The organism is Flavobacterium sp. P3_A6, from assembly GCF_056403035.1.
Genome location: NZ_JBFUGG010000009.1, coordinates 1 through 21,296 on the forward strand (window position 1 = coordinate 1; position 21,296 = coordinate 21,296).

A 21,296-nucleotide genomic window follows, 5' to 3' on the forward strand; every position below is an offset into this window, starting at 1 on the left:
GAGCTGGAGTAATCTCTTACCAATGGCAAATGAGCACAACAGGCTGTGACGGCACTTGGGCAAATATCCAAGGAGCAACATCTCCAACTTACGATGCACCTGCGGTAACAGTGATTACCAATTTCCGAAGAGTAGCAACTTCAACGCTCAACGGCGTTGCCTGTTCTGCTAACAGCAATTGTTTGACAGTGACTCCAACCGGAATAGTTCCGGGTGAAATTGCAGGAAGCCAAACACTTTGTTCTCCTTTTGATCCTGCACCATTTACCAGTGTTACACCTGGTTCCGACCATGGTACAATTAGCTACCAATGGCAAAGCAGCATTATAAGCGGAGCAACCGGTTTTGCAAACATTCTTGGTGCGACATCTGAAACTTATGATGCGCCTGCAGTAGCAGTTAAAACTTGGTTCCGAAGAGTCGCTTCTTCTGATGTTAATTGTGCAGGTAACAGTAATGTTTTGGTAGTAACACCAAATGACATTGCCCCTGGCGTAATCGCGGGAGATCAAACACTCTGTACTCCATTCGACCCTGCAGCATTTACCAATACCACACCGGGAAGCACTGCAAATGGAGGAGTWATCTCTTATCAATGGCAATGGAGCACAACTGGATGTGACGGCACTTGGGCMAATATYCAAGGAGCAACATCTGCAACTTATGATGCAGGAGCGGTATCTGTGATTACCAATTTCCGAAGAGTAGCAACTTCAACGCTCAATGGCGTTGCCTGTTCTGCTAACAGCAAYTGTTTGACAGTTACTCCAAATGCTATAAGTCCGGGAGCAATCGCTGGAGATCAAGTCGGCTGTTCACCATTTGATGCAGCAGCCTTTACCAGCACTACACCGGGAAGCACTACAGGAGCTGGAGTAATCTCTTACCAATGGCAAATGAGCACAACAGGMTGTGACGGTACTTGGGCAAATATCCAAGGAGCAACATCTGCAACTTATGATCCAGCAGCGGTGTCCGAGATTACCAATTTCCGTAGAGTGGCTACTTCAACGCTCAACGGCGTTGCCTGTTCTGCTAACAGCAATTGTTTGACAGTGACTCCAACTGGAATAGTTCCTGGTGAAATTGCAGGAAGCCAAACACTTTGTTCTCCTTTTGATCCTGCAGCATTTACCAGTGTTACACCTGGTTCTGACCATGGTACAATTAGCTACCAATGGCAAAGCAGCATTATAAGCGGAGCAACCGGTTTTGCAAACATTCTTGGCGCGACATCTGAAACTTATGATGCGCCTGCAGTAGCAGTTAAAACTTGGTTCCGAAGAGTCGCTTCTTCTGATGTTAATTGTGCAGGTAACAGTAATGTTCTAGTAGTAACACCAAATGACATTGCCCCTGGCGTAATCGCGGGAGATCAAACACTCTGTACTCCATTCGACCCTGCAGCATTTACCAATACTACACCGGGAAGCACTGCAAATGGAGGAGTAATCTCTTATCAATGGCAATGGAGCACAACTGGATGTGACGGCACTTGGGCAAATATCCAAGGAGCTACATCTGCAACTTATGATGCAGGAGCGGTATCTGTGATTACTAATTTCCGAAGAGTAGCAACTTCAACGCTCAATGGCGTTGCCTGTTCTGCAAACAGCAATTGTTTGACAGTAACTCCAAATGCTATAAGTCCGGGAGCAATCGCTGGAGATCAAACTGGCTGTTCACCATTTGATGCGGCAGCATTTACCAGCACCACACCGGGAAGCTCTACAGGAGCAGGAGTAATCTCTTACCAATGGCAAATGAGCACAACTGGATGTGACGGTACTTGGGCAGATATCCAAGGAGCAACATCTGCAACTTATGATCCAGCAGCGGTAACAGCGATTACCAATTTCCGTAGAGTGGCTACTTCAACGCTCAACGGCGTTGCCTGTTCTGCTAACAGCAATTGTTTGACAGTAGCAATTCAAGCTTGTGGAGGCCATATCTTCCCAACACAAACCACCTGTTGTAATTTCAGCACAGGAACAGTTACAGAGTTGCAAAATGTTTGTACAACTGTTAACAATAGCAAAAAAGTGACTAATGCCATTCCTGGAGTGTTCTTCTATTATTCAAATGTAGTTGCCCCTGCAGCTAACTTTACAATTGAAATAAAACAATCCAATGATGGTGATTTAAATAAACTGTTTGAAGTGCATGGTTATGATAAAAATAGTCTTKGACAGATCCGTCTGTTCAGTTCGGGTTGTATAATCGTACCATTTACTCCAAGCTTTATAGATAATGGTACCGGTGCAAGACTAGTTGTGACTGGAGCCACCCCTGGAGCCACTTATATTGTTTCTATAAAATACAATGTAAAATCACTCCAAGGTGCCGTTTACTCAGGTGCTGATCTAGTTAGTAAGTATTCTTTCCAAGGTTACATTAATGGCTCGCCTGCAGCAGGAACTGAAGGTAGTATAAACGCTGTTGCAGGATGTTCCGACAATACTCCACTACCTGGAGATTGTACACTTCCTACAGCTTCAATTTCAAGCACTACCGATGCAACTGCAAGGATAGATGCACCAACTGAAGCTATAACTTTTACTGCCAGTCCGGTTCCTTTCAAAGACCAGATCACAGTAAGCTATAATTTTGATTTTGTTACCGATGTAAAAATTGAAGTATTCAACATATCAGGCGTTGTGGTAGCACAAAACTACGACACTAATGGTTACTTGAGCCAATCAGTTTTACTGAACATTCCTTATACAGGTCAAGAGGAAGTTTATATAGTCAAAGTAACTACCAACAGAGGAAGCAGTACCAAAAAAGTAATTTCTTCCAGATAATATTTAACTAATTTAAAACAAGAAGCACCCGTTACAAGCGGGTGCTTTTTTTATGCTTAACTATTTTTCGCTTTCAGAAAAAGAACTTCATTGGAAAAACCAATAATTCAAATACCACAGAAAACAAAAAAGGCTTTCCTAAAAAAGCCTTTTGATTTTACAATAAATAACTAATTACTTTGTCAAAAGTAATTCTCGGTATTTAGTCAAAGTCCATAATTCATTATCTACTAATAACTCTAATTTATCACAGTGGCTTCTAATAATTTCAAAATAAGGCTTTACATTGTTGCAATACGTTTCAGCCATTGCTAGTGCATCTGTCAAATTATTAGCTTTCTTTCTTTCTTCAGTCATCTCTTCTACTTTAGAATTAATTCCTTCAATATGTCCAGAAATCTCTTTGATCAAAATGATTTGTTCCTTTGCGATTGACTCAAACTCCGAACCAAAAATATCTTTCAATCCTTTCACATTTTCTATCAGGGTATTTTGATATCTAATGGCAGTAGGAATTACGTGATTTTTAGAAATATCTCCTAAAACCCTTCCTTCAATTTGAATTTTTTTTGTGTATTCTTCCAATTCAATTTCATAACGGGCATGCAGTTCAACCTGATTCATAATGCCCATTTCTCCAAATAAATCAACAGCTTGTTTGGAAGCTCTAGCCTTCAAGGCTTCAGGAGTAGTTTTAAAATTGCTCAACCCTCTTTTTACTGCCTCTTTTTGCCAAGCTTCACTGTAGCCATCCCCTTCAAAAAGTATTTTTTTAGACTGTTTGATGTATTCTCTTAGTACATTAAAAATAGCGTCGTCTTTTTTCATGTCTTTAGACTCGATCAAGATATCCACTTCGTTTTTAAAATCTTTAAGCTGTTTAGCAACAATAGTATTTAATGTTGTCATTGCATTGGAGCAGTTTGCAGACGAACCCACAGCTCTGAATTCGAATTTATTACCCGTAAAAGCAAATGGAGAAGTTCTGTTTCTATCCGTATTATCCAAAAGAACATCTGGGATTTTGCCCACAACATTAAGCTTTAAATCTGTTTTTTCTTCTGGAGATAATTTCCCCGTAGACACGCCTTCTAATTCTGCTAGAACTTTGGTCAGCTGTTCTCCAATAAAAACTGAGATAATTGCCGGAGGCGCTTCATTGGCACCTAATCTATGATCATTGCTGGCAGTAGCTATGGATGCTCTCAATAAAGCTTCATAATCATTTACCGCTTTGATTGTGTTGATAAAGAATGTCAAAAACTGCAAATTAGTCATAGGTGTTTTACTTGGACTCAACAAGTTCACTCCTGTATCTGTAGACAGTGACCAGTTATTGTGTTTTCCTGATCCATTGACACCTTTAAATGGTTTTTCATGAAGCAATACTTTCAAATCATGGCGCTCTGCTACTTTTTGCATAACATCCATCAATAAACAGTTATGATCTACGGCCAAATTTGCTTCTTCAAAAATAGGAGCAAATTCAAATTGGTTGGGCGCCACTTCGTTATGACGGGTTTTTACAGGTATTCCCAGCAACATGCATTCCTGTTCCAAGTCCCTCATATACGTTAAAGCGCGAGTAGGAATAGAACCAAAATAATGATCATCCAGCTGCTGTCCTTTGGCAGAAGTATGGCCTAATAAAGTCCTTCCTGTCATAATAAGATCCGGACGGGAATTTGCTAAGGATTTATCAATTAAAAAGTATTCTTGTTCCCAGCCCAATGTTGCCGTAACTTTCTTTACATTTTTGTCAAAATATTTACATACTTCGGTAGCCGCCTCATCCATAGCCGATAAAGCTCTTAATAATGGAATTTTATTATCTAAAGCTTCCCCTGTATAAGAAATAAAAATAGTTGGAATACACAAAGTCGTACCAAAAATAAATGCCGGAGAAGTTGGATCCCAAGCAGTATATCCTCGTGCCTCAAATGTATTTCTGATGCCGCCATGTGGAAAACTCGAGGCATCTGGCTCTTGCTGTACCAATTGAGCACCGCCAAATTTCTCTAATGGATCGCTTCCGTCATACGAAGTTTCAAAAAAAGCATCATGCTTCTCTGCAGTAGTTCCTGTAAGAGGCTGAAACCAGTGAGTATAATGCGTAACTCCTTTTGCCAAAGCCCATTCCTTCATCCCCATAGCAATATAATCTGCCAGTTTTCTGTCTATTTTATTTCCATATTGAACCGCACCTTGCACTGCTTTAAAAGCATCCGAAGTCAAAAATTGCTTCATTGCTTTATCATTAAATACATTGGAACCAAAAAGTTCCGATTTTCTTCCAGATTCCTGAAAATCTATTAACTTTCTATTAGAAGCTTCTTTTAAAGCCTGAAAACGAATTGATGACATATCCTATATCTTAAAAATTAATACCCATTGAATTAAAAACATATACAAATATAAATTATTCTGCCCAACAAATAATTACAGCATTAGCGAATAAATTTGATCAGATATAATACAAAAAAAATGCTTCAACGGCTTAAATTCCAAATTAGAGTAATAAAATTCTTAATTAAAATTTAATATCCAAAAAATACACATTACGAATTTATTTATTATACCCCTCTAAAATTATAATTTTCCAATTATACCCCTCCTAAAATGCAGTAATATCAAAAATTAAAAACACCTATATAAAAAGCACCCCCCAATTTTACGACATGAGCAAATTATTTTATATTTGCATCAGAAAAAACAAAAAAAAATAAATTATATTATTATGGCTAAAATTAAATTAGAATACCTTTGGTTAGACGGATACGAGCCAACACAAAACTTGAGAAGTAAAACTAAAGTTGAAGAACACGAAAATTTTCAAGGAACATTAGCAGAAATCGGAAACTGGTCTTTTGACGGTTCATCAACCAGACAAGCTGAAGGCGGTTCATCTGACTGTTTATTAGTACCAGTTGCTATCTACCCAGATCCAACTCGTATCAACGGTTACTTAGTAATGACTGAAGTTATGAATGCAGATGGTACTCCTCACCCATCAAACGGTAGAGCAACTATCGAAGATGACGGAGATTTCTGGTTTGGTTTCGAACAAGAGTATTTCATCATGGACACTAAAACTTTATTGCCATTAGGTTTCCCAATTGGAGGTTATCCAGCACCACAAGGAATGTACTATTGCTCAGTAGGTGGTAAAAATACACACGGAAGAAAATTAGTTGAAGAGCATGCTGATTTATGTATCGCTGCAGGAATCAACTTTGAAGGAATAAATCAAGAGGTTGCTTGTGGACAATGGGAATTTCAATTGTTTGCACAAGGAGCTAAAAAAGCAGGTGATGAAATCTGGGTTGCAAGATATTTATTAGACCGTTTGACTGAGAAATACGGTTACTACATCGAGTACCACCCAAAACCACTAGGAGATACTGACTGGAATGGTTCTGGAATGCACGCTAACTTCTCTAACAATGTATTAAGAACATGTGGTTCTCAAGAAATTTATGAGAAAATCTGTGAGGCTTTCCGTCCAGTAACTGCTGAGCACATTGCTGTTTATGGAGCTTACAACGACCAACGTTTAACTGGTAAGCATGAAACTGCTTCTATCCACGATTTCTCTTATGGAGTATCAGACAGAGGATGTTCAATCCGTATTCCATTAATGACTGTTCAAAGAGGATGGAAAGGATGGTTGGAAGATAGAAGACCAGCATCTAACGGTGATCCATACAAAATTGCGGCAAGAATTATCAAAACTGTTAATTCAGCTTTGTAATCATAACCAAAATAAACCCAAAAGTGCCTTTCTAACCAAAGGCACTTTTTTTATATCAAATTTTATCCTTATTTATATCTAACTTGTATAATCCAAAAAAAGTATCTTTGCCTAAATATAAACTATCCCCTTATGATTGTCTGGATTGTATTTTTATCCGCTATTGTACTATTTCTTGCGCTGGATTTAGGCATTTTCAACAAAAACCCGCACGTTATTGGCGCTAAAGAAGCCAGTAAATGGACAGCTGCATTTGTAACAATATCTTTTCTGTTTTCAGGAGTGATTTATTGGCTGTACAGCAATAATTACATCGAAAACCCGGACGGATTAAAACCAATGACCGCATCAATAAAATACCTTACAGGGTATTTAATTGAATTATCGTTAAGCGTGGATAATATATTTATCATTGCCATCATTTTTTCCTCTTTCAAAATACCAAAAAAATACCAGCATCGAGTACTATTTTGGGGGATATTAGGCGCAATTGTTTTTAGAGGTTTAATGATTTATTTTGGCGTAATAATCATCAATAAATTCACTTGGACAACCTACTTATTTGGTGTATTCCTGATTTTCACGGCTATAAAAATGTTATTCACCAAAGAAGATGAAGAATTCAAACCTAAAAACTCCTTAATTTACAGGTTATTAGGAAAAATAATTCCAATTACCAATCACACGGAAAAAGAAAATTTCTTTCTAAAAACAGACAACAAAATATTTGCCACGCCTTTATTTGTAGCGCTAATAGTCATTGAAGTTATGGATGTTGTTTTTGCTTTAGATAGTGTTCCTGCAATTTTAGCCATTACCTCAGATCCTTTTTTAGTATTTAGTTCCAATATTTTTGCCATCCTGGGATTGCGTTCAATGTATTTCTTCTTAGCTCACATGCTGGAAAAATTCAGCTATTTAGAATATAGCCTAATTGCTATTTTAACTTTTGTTGGACTAAAAATGCTGCTTAAAGATTACATAGAAATTCCAGAATGGGCTTCACTTGGATTTATAGCTTTATCACTTATCATTGGAGTTATTGTTTCCTTACAAATCAGCAAAAAAGAGAAAGAATAAATTAGTCAATTATTATAACAAAAAAGGGAAATCGAAATGATTTCCCTTTTTTGTTATAATAGGCTTTGAATTTATCATAAAATAATTCAGTATAAAAATCTTATATTAATTTAGATAATTTTTAGTACAAAATAAAAAATTATAATATTTTTACACCAATGATTAATTCATCAAAAAAAGCAAACATTATGAAAAAAAATTATCTTTATTTAATTCTTTTATTACTTACCAATTTATTAGCAGTAGGACAAAAAGTTACACTAACGCCGACAACGGTAAATGGGGCAAATGTAAGTACCGGACCAATCAATTTGGGCTCTGTTAATAGCTCAACCGTTACATTATCTGTTAAAGTAGCATTAAAAACTGCACCAAGTGATAGCAATCCTGGCTCTATTGATATTTATTATCAAAAAAGCGCCTCATCTTCAGCCATTTCCCCCACAGGAGGCAACGGTGGAGGGCTACTTTTTTTAGGAAACACATCAGCAGAAAGAAGTTTTAACATTTCATTAGAATTTTCAAATTTCGATCCTAGTGGTGGTATTATTTATGCAGAGTATAAAACTTATTCTGGTACAATATATAAAAGCGACCCCATTTCTGTTATAAGACAATCAAGCAGTACTGGAGGAGGTGGAATACCTGCCGATGCGCCAAACCCAGCAAACATAGCAAATACTTTATGCTGTAACCAAACAGTAAGACTTGGTGACAAACCAGCTCCAATAGTTGGTTCACAATATGCAAATCCATATGAAAATTATGGTTATGGTATAAACAGCTCATTCAGCATCAACAGTAGCCTACAATTTGATATAGATCATATTAATAAAACCTTAAATTTCGATTATACAACTGAACTTAAAAACATCACAATTACAAGAAGCTTAGGATACAACTCTAGTACTAACTTACCCAATAAAAGCAATACTGTAACAATTACTGTTGTACCGACACCAATACTAAATAACACAATTTACACCAATGAACCAGTAAATTCTAATGGCTTTATTGAATTATCAAATGTGAAAAAATTGAATATTTATGGGAGTAGATCAACAACGGTAAACTTAAAAATTTTAGAAAACCCTTTTTATACTCCCCAACCTAGAGACCCTGGTGCAAACGTAGAGAGCTACAAATGGGAATATACTACAACAAATACAAATCTCTCTGGTTTTAGAACGTGGAATACTCTAATTAATGAAAATTCTTCAGAATTAAATTTTGAAAATCCTTCTGAAAAATCAAATTTGGAAGACACTTATTATTTAATAAGGAGAATTGCAATTTATAAAAACATAACTAATGCAAGTGAACCAATAAAAGTTTTGATTAGAGGAATGGGGAACAACAATACTATTTGTTGCGATCAAAACTTAAAAATAACATCCCTCACCGAATTTGAAAGCCCGAAAACAATCATTGGTTCAACTCCAATCATCGAAGATACAAATATTACAGGAAAAGATTTCTATATAACATCCATTTCATATCAATGGCAAAGTCAGTCAATTGGTCGAAGCACAGGATCTTGGTTAGATATCTCGGGAGCAACATCTAAAGATTATCTTCCATCTTCTATAAAAGTAGTCGCTAATAATTCTGGACGCAGAGGCCAAGCCAGTTTTATACTTGAATCAAATTATAATTATAGAAGAATTACTAAAATCAACTATACAGTTTTCGATAATAAATGGATTAATGGATCACTATCTAGTTACAGTAATGAAGTCGCTCTAACTGGAAGCTCAAATCCAGAAAGCACGAAAATTTATCCAAATCCAACAACTTCAATCCTCAATATTGAGGATAACACCTTAGATATTTCACAAGCTAAAATAAGTATTATTAATATTATGGGCATGGTGGTAAGTTCAAATAATTTCTCCATTATAAATCCAAATTTAATAAACATTAATGTTTCAAATTTAATAACAGGAACTTATATTATCAAAATTGAATATAATGGTATCAATATTGCTCAGAAAACATTTATAAAAAATTAATATTAAGTTAGGCATAAAAAAAAAGGAAATCTAACGATTTCCTTTTTTTTTTATATATATTTCATAATTAACTCTTAGAGTTGTACCTGCTGTATTTTGCTTTCATCCAAATTCAAAACTTTCATCACTTCTAAATAATTATTTTTGTCAACCGCTATAACAAGATTAGCTGGAACAACAACAAATCTGAAAATTTGGTCAAATCTGAAACTTTCTATAACATCAGTAAGATTATTGCCTTCCAAATAAACATCTACATAAGAATTAGTAAAATTATAATTAAATGTAAAACTTCTAGTATCATCATCAAAATAATATGTTTCTGGTAAGAACTCCCATACATCCCTATTATTAGAATCTTTTCCACCCAAACGATATACTAAAACCATATCTGAATCATATATACGTGTTGGGAAATTAAATCTTGCTCTAAAATTACTATTAGGATTATTACTAGGAACAAAATCATAAGGAATCTTATTCTCATAGGTTGTTGCAATTGTATCATTATCTACATCATCACTATTAGTTGTACAACTAGAAAATGCAATTAAACCGACAACCGCCAAAAGTGTAATTATTTTTTTCATCTTATTTAAATTTTAAAGTTCAATAAAGGTATTTCAAAAATCAAGCCAAAAAAATTATTTATTGAAATTTCATTCAAAAAAATCAATTATATATGCATTAACTATAACTCAAAAAAAGTTCATAAATTATGCATCAATCAATAAAATCAAATTGAAAGCGTCTTTTTTAATTAACCAAAGCACCATTGCTTTTAAAAACTTTACTAAAAAACAGTACCTGATACGGCAATGCATTTTCCCAATATTCCCAAGTGTGTGCTCCCGGACGCTCAGTGTAATCATGAGAAACCTTACTATATACTAACCTCCTATGCAGTTCTCTATTGGGTTCAATCAGGAAATCATCAACACCGCAATCAATAATTAATGCTAGTTTATTGGCTTTAATTTTATCAACCATTCCTATCACTGCGTTTTGTGCGTATAAATCAGGTTTATTGCTTTGATCACCAAAAACAGGCTGCATTAGTTTTATAACCTGGTCATTAGGCTCCCTGCTTAACATTGTCCCCATATCTACAGCTCCACTCATGCTTCCTGCGGCGCAAAACAATTCGGGATGTCTAGCCGAAAGGTACAGAGCGCCATGCCCTCCCATAGAAAGTCCAGCAATGACACGTCCTTTTTTATCATTAACAGTCCGATAGGTTTTATCAATCTTTTGTATTACTTCCTGGGTGATATACGTTTCGAACTGACTCTCTTTATTCACAGGACTGTCAAGATAAAAACTGAATATTTCACCTTCCGGCATTACAATTATTATATTATACTGGTCGGCCAAATTTTTAACTGTAGCTTTATTAGGCGTACTTGACAGCCAATCCGAGAAATGTCCGTAAGCTCCATGTAAAAGATAAAGCACGGGATAAACTGCTTTTCCTTTAGCATATGAATTGGGCAATACTACTGCTGTCTTATAGGTTTTATTCATTGCTATACTCGGAATCTGCAAAGTATCAACCGTTGATGCAAAAGATAAAATGGTATTGCCTAATAAAAATACAATACATACAATAAGCAACTTTTTCATATTATTATTTTATACTGGTGAATTGTAAATATACAATTTCCTAAATAAAAACAGAATACCTAACAATATGATTCTAGGCAAACGCAGGTTCAACAAAATAACCACAGATTATTTTAAATAAAATGCAAGGGATGCAATACTCTTCGAACCTTGCTAAATACAAACAAAAGACGAAATCTTGCGCACTTTACGGCAAAAAGAAATATTATTCTATAAAAGACTTTAATTCATGTCTGTATTGCGAGGCACTTTTTCCTGTGAAAGCCTTAAATGATTTATTAAAATGACTAAAATTATTAAATCCGCTTTCATAACTAATTTCGGTGATACTCTTAGTGTTTTCAGACAAGAGTTTTGATGCGTGCACCAAACGATAATCATTCACAAAAGCAGTAAATGTCTTGTTGGTTATTTTTTTAAAATACCTGCAAAATGAAGGAGTGGTCATGCTCACCATATTAGAAACAGTATCCAGCTGAATAGGCTCTTGAAAATTATCTTTAACATAATTAAAAACCACATTGATCCGATCATTGTCCTGAACCTGCAGCTCAAGTGCAAAACCATCAGCATTCAAGATGGTGTATTCATTATTTGTTTCCAAAGTATTCAAAATACGGATCATTCTTAACAACCTATCAAAAGCCGATTGTTTTTCCATATCTTCCATCATGCCCGCAATTAACTTCTTGGTTTCGGAGCCAAAAGCAATACCGCCTTTTGCTTTATTCAAAAGCTGCTGAATATTTTTCAACTCAGGAAAATTCAAAAAATCATCACCTAAAAAATCAGGGCGCATATGAATTACGGTTTCATTCTTATTGCCTGTTTCCTCGTTTGTGAATCCACAATGAGGCAGATTACTTCCTATAAGCACCAAATCACCATCTGAATAATAGGAGATATGACTCCCTATTTGTCTTTTTCCTGAACCTCCGTTTACAAAAACCAATTCTATTTCGGGATGGTAATGCCATAAATCCGATTTACAATTTGCATTTTCCACATATTTGGAAAAAGTAAATGAACTTCCAAAAGAAGGGGTAATCATTTCAAGTGTCGGGCTTATTTTTTTCATAATAACCTTTTTTTAAAAACTTACTCAAATTTACCACAAAACTATCTTAAATTGTCATTTTTTAACATACAACGTTTTCGTAAAGTTAAAATAACATATAAATTGGAAAATCCTGTTGTGTCATGCAATCGATTATCCTTCTACATTTGTAATAGAAATTTAAACCAATAAATTTTAAAAACAATACATTATGAAAACAATCTTAAAACTTAGTTTAGCAGTACTAGTTGCCATGACAACAATGAGTACTTATGCAATCAACGGTGATATTTTACTAAACGTAAAAAAAGGTAACGGAAAAGAAATTAGCTTTGCCATAAATCAGCTTCAAAGAGCAAATGTGACTATTACAGACAGATTTCATAACATTATCTACTCTGAAACAGTTACTGGAAAAGAAGGTATTTTAAAGACATACAGCTTAGAAGAATTTCCAGAAGGAACTTACTTTTTAGAAGTGGTAACTAATTCTAAAAAAGTAACTCATGAAATTGTTGTTACAAAAGAAGTATCAACTTTATCAAGAAAATCAATTGAAGACCAAAGTATCGCTGCTAACTAAGCAGATTATTTTTCAGGTCTTACTAATTCAAAAAAAAATAGCTCCATTCCGGAGCTGTTTTTTTGTTTGAAATTGTTGCAGAAGACTTAATAACTATTACATATTTCATCTATACTGCCCACCTAATGCTTAAGAATTACTTTTTTATTATTTTTTTATTAACCAGTGAACCATCACTTAATTTAATCAGAACATTATAAACACCTTGGATTAACCCAGATACCTCAATTCTATCATTTTTAAAATCCAATGAATTACTAACTAATCTCCCATTCAAGTCAAAAATATTAATACTTTCAATAAGATCGTTCTTACTTTTATTCACTTGTATAAAATCATCTGAAGGATTTGGGTATAGTGATAAAAATGGTTTATTGTCAATTGATAATGTATTGAGATTGTTTGCATATTTCCAGAAAATATTATCTTTTCCATAATACAAATTATCTTTATAAACGATTGAACTAAATACATTATCTAATGAGCTAATATTTTCTACTGTTTGTAAAGCATAATTTAAAATCCATCCCTTTTTTTCATACTTTTCATTAACTGCTGATGAAATAAAATATTCGTCATTGTTAATTCTACTAATTGTAGCAGCATCAAAATACCCAACGAATATAAAAGGTTTTACTACGCTAGGAGATAATTCTTTTAAATGTGTTACCTTATAATCGCTTAAATCCATAGACAATAACGAAGTGCCACCTGTATTATTTGATCCGCTGAAAAGCAAAGAATTATCAGTTTTTACAAAAGCAGAAGGATAAAAATATTTAGAACCATAATTTGTATAGATCACAGAGTAATTATTCTTTATTAAATCAAATTTCCAGATTTTTAGTTCTAAATCGTCTGCAGAAAAAAACATAAAATAAAGATCATTATTAACTGAAATTACATCACTATAACTTAATAAACGATTATACATACCACGAATATTTGCTATCGTTTTTGTCTTTTCAAGAGTTCCGTCTGTTTCAAATAAATAATTCCTGCTAACAAAATATAATTTATTACCATTTTCTATATATTGAGTTAATGCTGATGTTCCTCCAGGACCAGACCCATTACCATCTATTTCCTCAGTTATAGGAAATGTGCCATCTGAAGTTCCATCACTTCTCCAAACTTTTGAATCATTACTTCCGTATGCCTGGAAAGTAAACATAAAAGTATTGTTGCACTTGCCCTGAAAAGTTGGCCTATTCCAAATAGGCAGATTATCTTTGACTAATATCGTACCATCCGAAGTACCATTTGTTTTCCAAACCTGTAATACGTAATCCGTTTGCAATAAAAAATAAATAGAAGTTCCAACAGCTGTAAGCTTTTGAATTTTGCTGTTTAGGAAATTAGTAACTTTTACTGTTCCGCTTGGCGTTCCGTCTGTTTTCCAAATTTCACCAACAGAATTTCCATCAGTTCCAATAAAAAATAGTTTACCATTTAAAATTGCAGTACTATTTGGCAACAAATCTTGAGCACCTCCACCATCTTTGGGTAAATAGACATCTTTAAGGATAGATGTATTAGCAGAAGTTCCGTCGCTTTTCCATATCTTAGGACTAGAATCTTCCTGAATACCCAAAAAGAAAATATTACCATTAAATGTAATAAATCCTCCTGGAGTATTTGAAAAAGAATGAATTTTTTGTTGAGCGTTAATTTTTCCGACCAACATCAGAATAAATAAAAGTAGTTTTATTTTCATTAAAGTGTAATTTGTAGTCTATCTTATAGTTTTTTTACTATAATGTAAATATAAAAAAATTCAAATGTTGATTTATTTTTTATTCACAAAAAACCTGTTAAAAATACATTTAGCAATTTTAAAAACCAATAAACATGTTTTAAATATCATGAATTAAAACCTACATATTCCTTCTATACTGCCCACCAACTTCAAATAAAGCTTCTGTAATTTGTCCCAATGAACAAACTTTTGTTGCTTCCATCAAATGCTCAAATAAATTATTTCCTTTGACTGCCGCTTCCTGAAGCGTGCCTAAATGCTCTTTTACCAAATCGGCATGACATTGATGGAGATTATCCAGCATAGTAATTTGATATTGTTTTTCTTCTTCAGTTGCACGAATTACTTCGGCTGGAATTACTGTTGGAGAACCTTTTGAACTCAAGAATGTATTTACGCCTACAATTGGAAATTCGCCAGTGTGTTTCAATGTTTCGTAGTACAGGCTTTCCTCTTGAATTTTAGACCGCTGATACATCGTTTCCATTGCGCCAAGCACTCCGCCACGCTCTGTGATTCGGTCAAATTCCTGCAAAACGGCTTCTTCAACTAAGTCGGTTAATTCTTCAATAATGAATGAACCTTGAATCGGATTTTCATTTTTGGCCAAACCTAACTCTTTATTAATAATCAGCTGAATCGCCATTGCTCTTCGCACAGATTCTTCTGTTGGCGTTGTAATAGCTTCGTCATAAGCATTCGTATGCAGGGAATTACAGTTGTCATATATTGCATATAAAGCCTGCAGCGTTGTACGAATATCATTGAAATCTATTTCCTGTGCGTGCAAAGAACGTCCCGAAGTCTGAATATGATATTTCAGCATCTGGGCTCTTTCATTGGCTCCGTATTTATTTTTCATGGCTTTCGCCCAAATTTTTCTGGCTACACGGCCTATTACTGCATATTCCGGATCGACACCATTGGAGAAAAAGAACGATAAATTTGGCCCAAAATCATTGATATCCATTCCTCGGCTCAAATAATATTCTACATAAGTGAAACCGTTTGAAAGCGTGAAAGCTAATTGCGTAATTGGATTAGCGCCAGCCTCAGCAATATGATAGCCAGAAATAGATACTGAATAAAAGTTTCTAACATTTTGGGCAATAAAATATTCCTGAACATCACCCATCAGCCTCAATGCAAATTCAGTAGAAAAAATACAGGTGTTTTGGGCTTGATCTTCTTTTAGAATATCCGCTTGAACTGTTCCTCTGACTTTTTTGAGCGTTTTGGCTTTTATTTTATCATATATATCCAAAGGCAATACCTGGTCTCCCGTCACTCCTAAAAGAAACAATCCTAAACCATTATTCCCTTCAGGCAGATCGCCTTGATAATGCGGACGCTCTACTTCTTTCTCTTTATATATTTTGTTAATTATAGCAGTAACCTCATCTTCAAGATTATTTTCTTTTATATAATACTCACACTGCTGATCGATAGCTGCATTCATAAAAAAACCAAGTAACATAGGTGCCGGCCCATTAATAGTCATACTTACAGATGTCATTGCATGAACTAAATCAAATCCTGAATACAGTTTTTTAGCATCATCCAAACAGCAGATTGAAACTCCTGCATTTCCAATTTTCCCATAAATATCGGGTCTAATGTGAGGATCGTTGCCATATAAAGTTACACTGTCAAAAGCAGTGGAAAGCCTCTTGGCCGGCAATCCCGCACTTACATAATGAAAACGTTTGTTCGTTCTTTCAGGCCCTCCTTCGCCAGCAAACATACGGGAAGGATCTTCTCCATCACGCTTAAACGGATACAAACCAGAAGCAAAAGGAAATTCCCCTGGAACATTCTCCTGCAGACACCAACGCAAAATATCTCCCCAAGCTTTGTACTTGGGCATTGCTACTTTTGGTATTTGAGAATGTGACAGCGACTCGGTATGCGTAGCCATTTTTATTTCTTTGTCACGAACTTTAAAAATATATTCCGGATTTTTATATTGGCTTACTTTTTCATCCCAATTCAAAATCATTTCCCAATTGTAAGAATCCAAATCCATTTTTACTTTATCAAATTGATTCAGCAGAAGATTTAAAAAGATTTTATTATCCGCACCGCCTGGTTTTTCCAATTCCAAAGCACTAGGCAAAACCGAATCTTCATCAATTCCAGCTTTGTTAATTACAGGAACTTTTCCGGTAACACTTTCCAGCGTTTTAAAAATTCCGTATAATTTTTGAGCTACCTGCTCCTGACTTAAGGCTATAGTATCATACTTTCTGTTGTTTTCGGCTATTTCAGATAAGTAACGCGTTCTGTGAGGCGGAATCACAAAGATTTTCTCGCTCATTTCACGGGTGATTTCAAAAGTTGATTTCAAATCAGAATTGGTTTTCTCAACGATTTTGTCCATAATGGATTTATACAGCGTATTCATCCCGGGATCATTGAATTGAGAAGCAATAGTTCCATAAACCGGCATTTGGTCAGGATTTATATCCCAAAGATTATGATTGCGCTGGTATTGTTTTTTTACATCACGGATGGCATCCAAAGCTCCGCGTTTGTCGAATTTATTCAAGGCAACTAAATCAGCAAAATCGAGCATGTCAATTTTTTCCAATTGGGTTGCAGCACCGAATTCTGGAGTCATTACATATAAAGAAACATCCGAATGGTCCATAATCTCCGTATCCGATTGCCCGATACCCGAAGTTTCCAGAATTATGATATCATATTTTGCTGCTTTTAAAACTTCTATAGCTTCGGCTACATATTTTGACAGAGCCAAGTTAGATTGGCGCGTAGCCAATGAGCGCATATAAACTCTAGGATTATTTATCGCATTCATACGGATTCTGTCACCCAGCAATGCACCGCCTGTTTTGCGTTTCGAAGGATCTACAGAAATTAATCCAATGGTTTTTTCTGGAAAATCGATTAAAAAACGACGTACCAATTCGTCTACTAATGATGATTTTCCTGCTCCTCCAGTTCCTGTAATTCCGAGAACTGGAGTCCCCCCCGCCCCCGATGGGGGAGCAACTGATGATTGCGGAAATACTTTATGAAATTCATCAGGATTATTTTCAGCTAATGAAATTAATCTTGCAATCGTGTTAATTTCTTTATTTTGTAAATCAATGACAATTTGAGAAGCTCCCCCTTCGGGGGCTGGGGGGATTACATCAGAACGCTCAACCAAATCATTTATCATTCCCTGCAGTCCCATTGCACGACCATCATCTGGAGCATAAATTCTGGTAATTCCGTAAGCCTGCAGTTCAGCTATTTCCGATGGCAGGATTACGCCTCCGCCTCCGCCGAAAATCTTGATATGCCCTGCCCCTTTCTCCTGAAGCAGATCATACATGTATTTAAAATATTCATTGTGCCCTCCCTGATAGGAAGTCATGGCAATAGCATTAGCATCTTCTTGAATGGCGGTGTTCACCACTTCTTCTACACTTCTGTCATGACCTAGATGAATTACCTCAACTCCTGTGGACTGAATGATCCTTCTCATTATATTTATCGCTGCATCGTGACCATCAAAGAGAGATGCGGCAGTTACGATTCGGACTTTATTTACGGGCATGTACGGCTTAATTAATTCCATTTTATGAATATGATAATTTAATGGTGCAATTTACATAAATTTTAAAATAAAAATCATTAAAAATAACATAAAACATAAAATATGATAACATTGTTTTTTCTTAATAAAACAAGGCTGTTTTGATAAAAAATTGGTATTTTCGAGATTTAACCCTGATAAAAATGATTTAAGATTTTTGATTAACGATATTTGATTTTTGAAGTTATAAAACTCGTAAAACCAACAATCTTTAAGCTTAACAGTACAAAATCTAATATCAGAAATCGTTAATCATTATTCAAAAACTCATAGGAATTACTCCTAATTATTTTAGAAAATTTAAAACAAATGCAAAGAATTACCATACTTATCCATTGTGAAGATAAAAAAGCGATTGTTGCTTCGGTGACGAATTATATAGCTTCGATTGATGGAAATATTATTTACTTAGACCAACATGTTGACGCTGATGAAAATGTGTTTTTTATGCGTTTAGAATGTGAGTTTAGCAAAGTCAATTGGAATATTGAATCTATTAAAAGTCACTTTCAAGACAATCTTGCCACTCCTTTCAATATGAATTGGGCAATGTATCCTCAGGATCAAAAACCAAAAATGGCATTGTTTATATCAAAATACGATCACTGCCTGTATGACATATTAGGGCGTTACTGCGCTGGTGAACTGCCTCTTGAAATCCCTTTAATCATAAGTAATCATGAAGATTTAAAACCAATTGCCGAGCGTTTTGGCATTCCGTTTTATCATGTTCCTTTTACAAAAGACAGCAAAGAAGAGGGTGAAAAGGCTCAGATTGAATTATTAAAAAAATTTGATATTGATTTTATAGTTTTGGCCCGCTATATGCAGATTATTACTCCAAATTTGATATCACTTTACAAAAATAGAATCATCAATATCCACCACTCTTTCCTGCCGGCATTCCCTGGAGCAAAACCATATCACTCAGCTTTCAAGCGCGGCGTAAAAATTATAGGTGCCACAAGCCATTATGTTACCGAAGAGTTAGACGAAGGCCCCATCATTGAACAAGACATTTCGAGGGTTTCCCACAGCCACTCTATAGAAGATTTTATCATGAAAGGGCGCGATTTGGAACGTATCGTACTAGCGAGAGCCATAAAATTACATGCCGAAAGAAAAACGATGGTGTACAATAATAAAACGGTTGTGTTTTCTTAGGAAACACAACCGCTCTATTTTTTTTATCAATCAAACAAATCTATGCATTATTATTTTACTCAAATTCAGCAGATTTTTTTATATGATTCTTCGCCATACAAAACGTGAATCATTTACATAACTCAATTACTCACCGATTCGCCTAATGAAAATTTGTCTCCCAAATACCATCCTAACAACTGAACTTTAAATTTTTCTTTTAATATTGAATTGACCTATAAAAAAATAATAAAGCGATTTACTCTCTTTCAAATTCAAACTAAAAATTATATCACTGGGCATTAATCCATCATAGCTCACGCAGGCTCTATTAATTTTTTCTGTACAATTTTTCAATAGTATTGACTATTTCATTAATTCCTCCCAATTTCTCAGTTGGTATAAACATTCCATTGGCCAACAGTATAATAGTTGTTTTTTCATCAGGAAATTTTCTATATGCCGTTGATACACCGCCTGAAAAACCATAAGATGATTTCCCATTTAACTTTATTAAATCTAAGCCATAAGTAAAATCTCTTTTTACCTCATAATTGAAGGGAGTAAATAATTGTGTCTTCGTTTTCTCAGAGATAAATTCGTTATTGTCAAATTTCTCATTCCACTCGATAAATGAATTCAATGTCATGTTTAGAGCTGCGGCTCCATACTCATATTCAGGAAAATTCCAATTTCTTTTCAAAAACTGATCGCTGTTTACTGTATTTACATAACCATAGCTTAAATTTTCGACTACTTTCAGATTATTACCTTCAAAAACAACCGATTTTAAAGAAGTTGGAAATTGTGTTGTAATTATATATTCACTCAAAGTTTTTCCAATTACTTTTTGAAATATTCGGTTTAAAAGCCAGTAGTTGGTTTGATTATAGTCAAATTGTTTTCCTGGAGCAAATTTCAAGGTATCCTTATATACTTTTTGTTTGGCATCTTCCTCTTTATCAATTGTATAATTAACAATGTCTGGTAATCCTGAAGAATGAGTGAGGAGATTTTTTATTTTTATTTCTTTCCAATTAGTAGGCAAATCATCTAAAAAATCTGAGATATGATTATCCATGGATAGCTTTTTTTGCTCAATTAACTGATGAACAGCTACTACAGACATTACTTTTGTTGTAGAAAATAATGGAAATAAAGTTTTGTCAGTTACTGGTACTGCCATTTCTATATTGGCAAGACCATAATATTTTCTATGAACAATTTGCCCATTCTTAATTACAGCTAATGCCAAACCTGGAATATTGTATTGTTTTTGAACTTGAGCAATGTAGCTGTCGATCTTTTTATTGTGTTCCCCTTGTGCCTGTATCTTTATAGCCGAAAGCGAAAAAAGTATGGTTATTGATAAAAATAGATATTTCATTGGATATGATTATTGGTTTTATTTAGTTTTAAGAATATTGCCAGCAATTTTATCGACTATATACCATTCACCATTTAATTTCATCATATTAAAATAATCTGTGAATAAATGCTGTGGCGTTTCAATTTCGCATTTTGCTGATGCAATGTTGCCAGTTATATCAATATTTATGATTCTTCCTTGCGAATTTTCTAATTTAGGACGTAGCCTAAACCCCTTTAAATATGTTTTTCGGTCATATTCTGCCATTTGATTGTCTTTTATGACTTTTAGTTGACAAGTTAAATGCATTGCTTTTCCTATTTTAATTGTATCTCCCGTCATCCATCCATCAAAATAGGTTTGGATCGTTTTTTCAAGAAGAACTTTTTCTTGATTTTGCGCATTTGCAAAGAGGCTACTGCCTAAAATCATTAGACCCATTGTTGTTTTTTTCATGCTTTTCAAAATTTTAGTATAATTATCATTAGTACTGCAAAATTGCAAAACATCA

The 21,296-nt window shown here is 34.7% G+C and carries 14 protein-coding genes; 6 read left to right on the plus strand and 8 right to left on the minus strand.

Annotation, left to right across the window (positions count from 1 at the left end):
• Positions 1-2,804, plus strand: a 2,804-nt coding sequence (locus AC1DVP_RS10725; RefSeq protein WP_477183465.1) for a T9SS type A sorting domain-containing protein, incomplete at its 5' end; no start/stop codon positions are given.
• Positions 2,805-2,978: 174 nt separating this feature from the next.
• Here the strand turns inward: AC1DVP_RS10725 and AC1DVP_RS10730 are convergent.
• Positions 2,979-5,168: a glutamine synthetase III family protein gene (locus AC1DVP_RS10730; protein ID WP_477183466.1), complete on the minus strand. Its 2,190-nt coding sequence runs from the start codon at positions 5,166-5,168 to the stop codon at positions 2,979-2,981.
• A gap of 373 nt (positions 5,169-5,541) precedes the next feature.
• On the opposite strand from AC1DVP_RS10730, the gene AC1DVP_RS10735 reads away from it, so the two are divergent.
• The 3 genes from AC1DVP_RS10735 to AC1DVP_RS10745 all read left to right on the plus strand — a co-directional run bounded on the left by AC1DVP_RS10735 (position 5,542) and on the right by AC1DVP_RS10745 (position 9,647).
• Positions 5,542-6,555, plus strand: a complete 1,014-nt coding sequence (locus AC1DVP_RS10735; RefSeq protein WP_477183467.1) for a glutamine synthetase beta-grasp domain-containing protein — start codon at positions 5,542-5,544, stop codon at positions 6,553-6,555.
• A gap of 132 nt (positions 6,556-6,687) precedes the next feature.
• The gene (locus AC1DVP_RS10740) at positions 6,688-7,635 is read left to right on the plus strand and encodes a TerC/Alx family metal homeostasis membrane protein (protein WP_477183468.1); all 948 of its coding nucleotides are present in this window, start codon (positions 6,688-6,690) and stop codon (positions 7,633-7,635) included.
• A 188-nt stretch (positions 7,636-7,823) separates the two neighbouring features.
• Positions 7,824-9,647 (plus strand): T9SS type A sorting domain-containing protein, encoded by a 1,824-nt coding sequence (locus tag AC1DVP_RS10745; protein WP_477183469.1) that lies wholly within the window; start codon positions 7,824-7,826, stop codon positions 9,645-9,647.
• A gap of 74 nt (positions 9,648-9,721) precedes the next feature.
• Here AC1DVP_RS10745 and AC1DVP_RS10750 read toward each other — a convergent pair whose 3' ends face one another.
• The 3 genes from AC1DVP_RS10750 to AC1DVP_RS10760 all read right to left on the minus strand — a co-directional run bounded on the left by AC1DVP_RS10750 (position 9,722) and on the right by AC1DVP_RS10760 (position 12,348).
• Positions 9,722-10,237: a hypothetical protein gene (locus AC1DVP_RS10750; RefSeq protein ID WP_477183470.1), complete on the minus strand. Its 516-nt coding sequence runs from the start codon at positions 10,235-10,237 to the stop codon at positions 9,722-9,724.
• A 166-nt stretch (positions 10,238-10,403) separates the two neighbouring features.
• Positions 10,404-11,270, minus strand: a complete 867-nt coding sequence (locus tag AC1DVP_RS10755) for an alpha/beta hydrolase (RefSeq protein WP_477183471.1) — start codon at positions 11,268-11,270, stop codon at positions 10,404-10,406.
• A 205-nt stretch (positions 11,271-11,475) separates the two neighbouring features.
• Positions 11,476-12,348: an AraC family transcriptional regulator gene (locus tag AC1DVP_RS10760; protein WP_477183472.1), complete on the minus strand. Its 873-nt coding sequence runs from the start codon at positions 12,346-12,348 to the stop codon at positions 11,476-11,478.
• Between the two features lie 190 nt (positions 12,349-12,538).
• On the opposite strand from AC1DVP_RS10760, the gene AC1DVP_RS10765 reads away from it, so the two are divergent.
• Positions 12,539-12,910, plus strand: a complete 372-nt coding sequence (locus tag AC1DVP_RS10765; protein ID WP_477183473.1) for a DUF3244 domain-containing protein — start codon at positions 12,539-12,541, stop codon at positions 12,908-12,910.
• Between the two features lie 136 nt (positions 12,911-13,046).
• On the opposite strand, the gene AC1DVP_RS10770 is transcribed toward AC1DVP_RS10765, so the two are convergent.
• On the minus strand, positions 13,047-14,627 hold the full coding sequence (locus AC1DVP_RS10770; RefSeq protein ID WP_477183474.1) for a T9SS type A sorting domain-containing protein: 1,581 nt from the start codon (positions 14,625-14,627) through the stop codon (positions 13,047-13,049).
• 160 nt (positions 14,628-14,787) lie between these two features.
• On the minus strand, positions 14,788-18,255 hold the full coding sequence (locus AC1DVP_RS10775; protein WP_477183475.1) for a methylmalonyl-CoA mutase family protein: 3,468 nt from the start codon (positions 18,253-18,255) through the stop codon (positions 14,788-14,790).
• A gap of 327 nt (positions 18,256-18,582) precedes the next feature.
• On the opposite strand from AC1DVP_RS10775, the gene purU reads away from it, so the two are divergent.
• A complete protein-coding gene (gene purU / locus AC1DVP_RS10780; RefSeq protein WP_477183476.1) occupies positions 18,583-19,437 on the plus strand; it encodes a formyltetrahydrofolate deformylase in 855 nt (284 codons plus the stop codon).
• A gap of 310 nt (positions 19,438-19,747) precedes the next feature.
• On the opposite strand, the gene AC1DVP_RS10785 is transcribed toward purU, so the two are convergent.
• Together AC1DVP_RS10785 and AC1DVP_RS10790 are read right to left on the minus strand one after the other, a co-directional pair.
• Positions 19,748-20,803, minus strand: coding sequence for a serine hydrolase domain-containing protein (locus tag AC1DVP_RS10785; RefSeq protein WP_477183477.1), 1,056 nt, complete (start codon positions 20,801-20,803; stop codon positions 19,748-19,750).
• Positions 20,804-20,821: 18 nt separating this feature from the next.
• Complete coding sequence (locus tag AC1DVP_RS10790) at positions 20,822-21,241, minus strand: nuclear transport factor 2 family protein (protein ID WP_477183478.1); 420 nt, start codon at positions 21,239-21,241, stop codon at positions 20,822-20,824.
• Between the last annotated feature and the right edge of the window lie 55 nt (positions 21,242-21,296).

Bases quoted from the DNA above. Each gene is read 5' to 3' on its own strand.
- AC1DVP_RS10730 (WP_477183466.1), bottom strand. From the start codon at position 5,168: ATGTCATCAATTCGTTTTCAGGCTTTAAAAGAAGCTTCTAATAGAAAG.
- AC1DVP_RS10735 (WP_477183467.1), top strand. From the start codon at position 5,542: ATGGCTAAAATTAAATTAGAATACCTTTGGTTAGACGGATACGAGCCA.
- AC1DVP_RS10740 (WP_477183468.1), top strand. From the start codon at position 6,688: ATGATTGTCTGGATTGTATTTTTATCCGCTATTGTACTATTTCTTGCG.
- AC1DVP_RS10745 (WP_477183469.1), top strand. From the start codon at position 7,824: ATGAAAAAAAATTATCTTTATTTAATTCTTTTATTACTTACCAATTTA.
- AC1DVP_RS10750 (WP_477183470.1), bottom strand. From the start codon at position 10,237: ATGAAAAAAATAATTACACTTTTGGCGGTTGTCGGTTTAATTGCATTT.
- AC1DVP_RS10755 (WP_477183471.1), bottom strand. From the start codon at position 11,270: ATGAAAAAGTTGCTTATTGTATGTATTGTATTTTTATTAGGCAATACC.
- AC1DVP_RS10760 (WP_477183472.1), bottom strand. From the start codon at position 12,348: ATGAAAAAAATAAGCCCGACACTTGAAATGATTACCCCTTCTTTTGGA.
- AC1DVP_RS10765 (WP_477183473.1), top strand. From the start codon at position 12,539: ATGAAAACAATCTTAAAACTTAGTTTAGCAGTACTAGTTGCCATGACA.
- AC1DVP_RS10770 (WP_477183474.1), bottom strand. From the start codon at position 14,627: ATGAAAATAAAACTACTTTTATTTATTCTGATGTTGGTCGGAAAAATT.
- AC1DVP_RS10775 (WP_477183475.1), bottom strand. From the start codon at position 18,255: ATGGAATTAATTAAGCCGTACATGCCCGTAAATAAAGTCCGAATCGTA.
- purU (WP_477183476.1), top strand. From the start codon at position 18,583: ATGCAAAGAATTACCATACTTATCCATTGTGAAGATAAAAAAGCGATT.
- AC1DVP_RS10785 (WP_477183477.1), bottom strand. From the start codon at position 20,803: ATGAAATATCTATTTTTATCAATAACCATACTTTTTTCGCTTTCGGCT.
- AC1DVP_RS10790 (WP_477183478.1), bottom strand. From the start codon at position 21,241: ATGAAAAAAACAACAATGGGTCTAATGATTTTAGGCAGTAGCCTCTTT.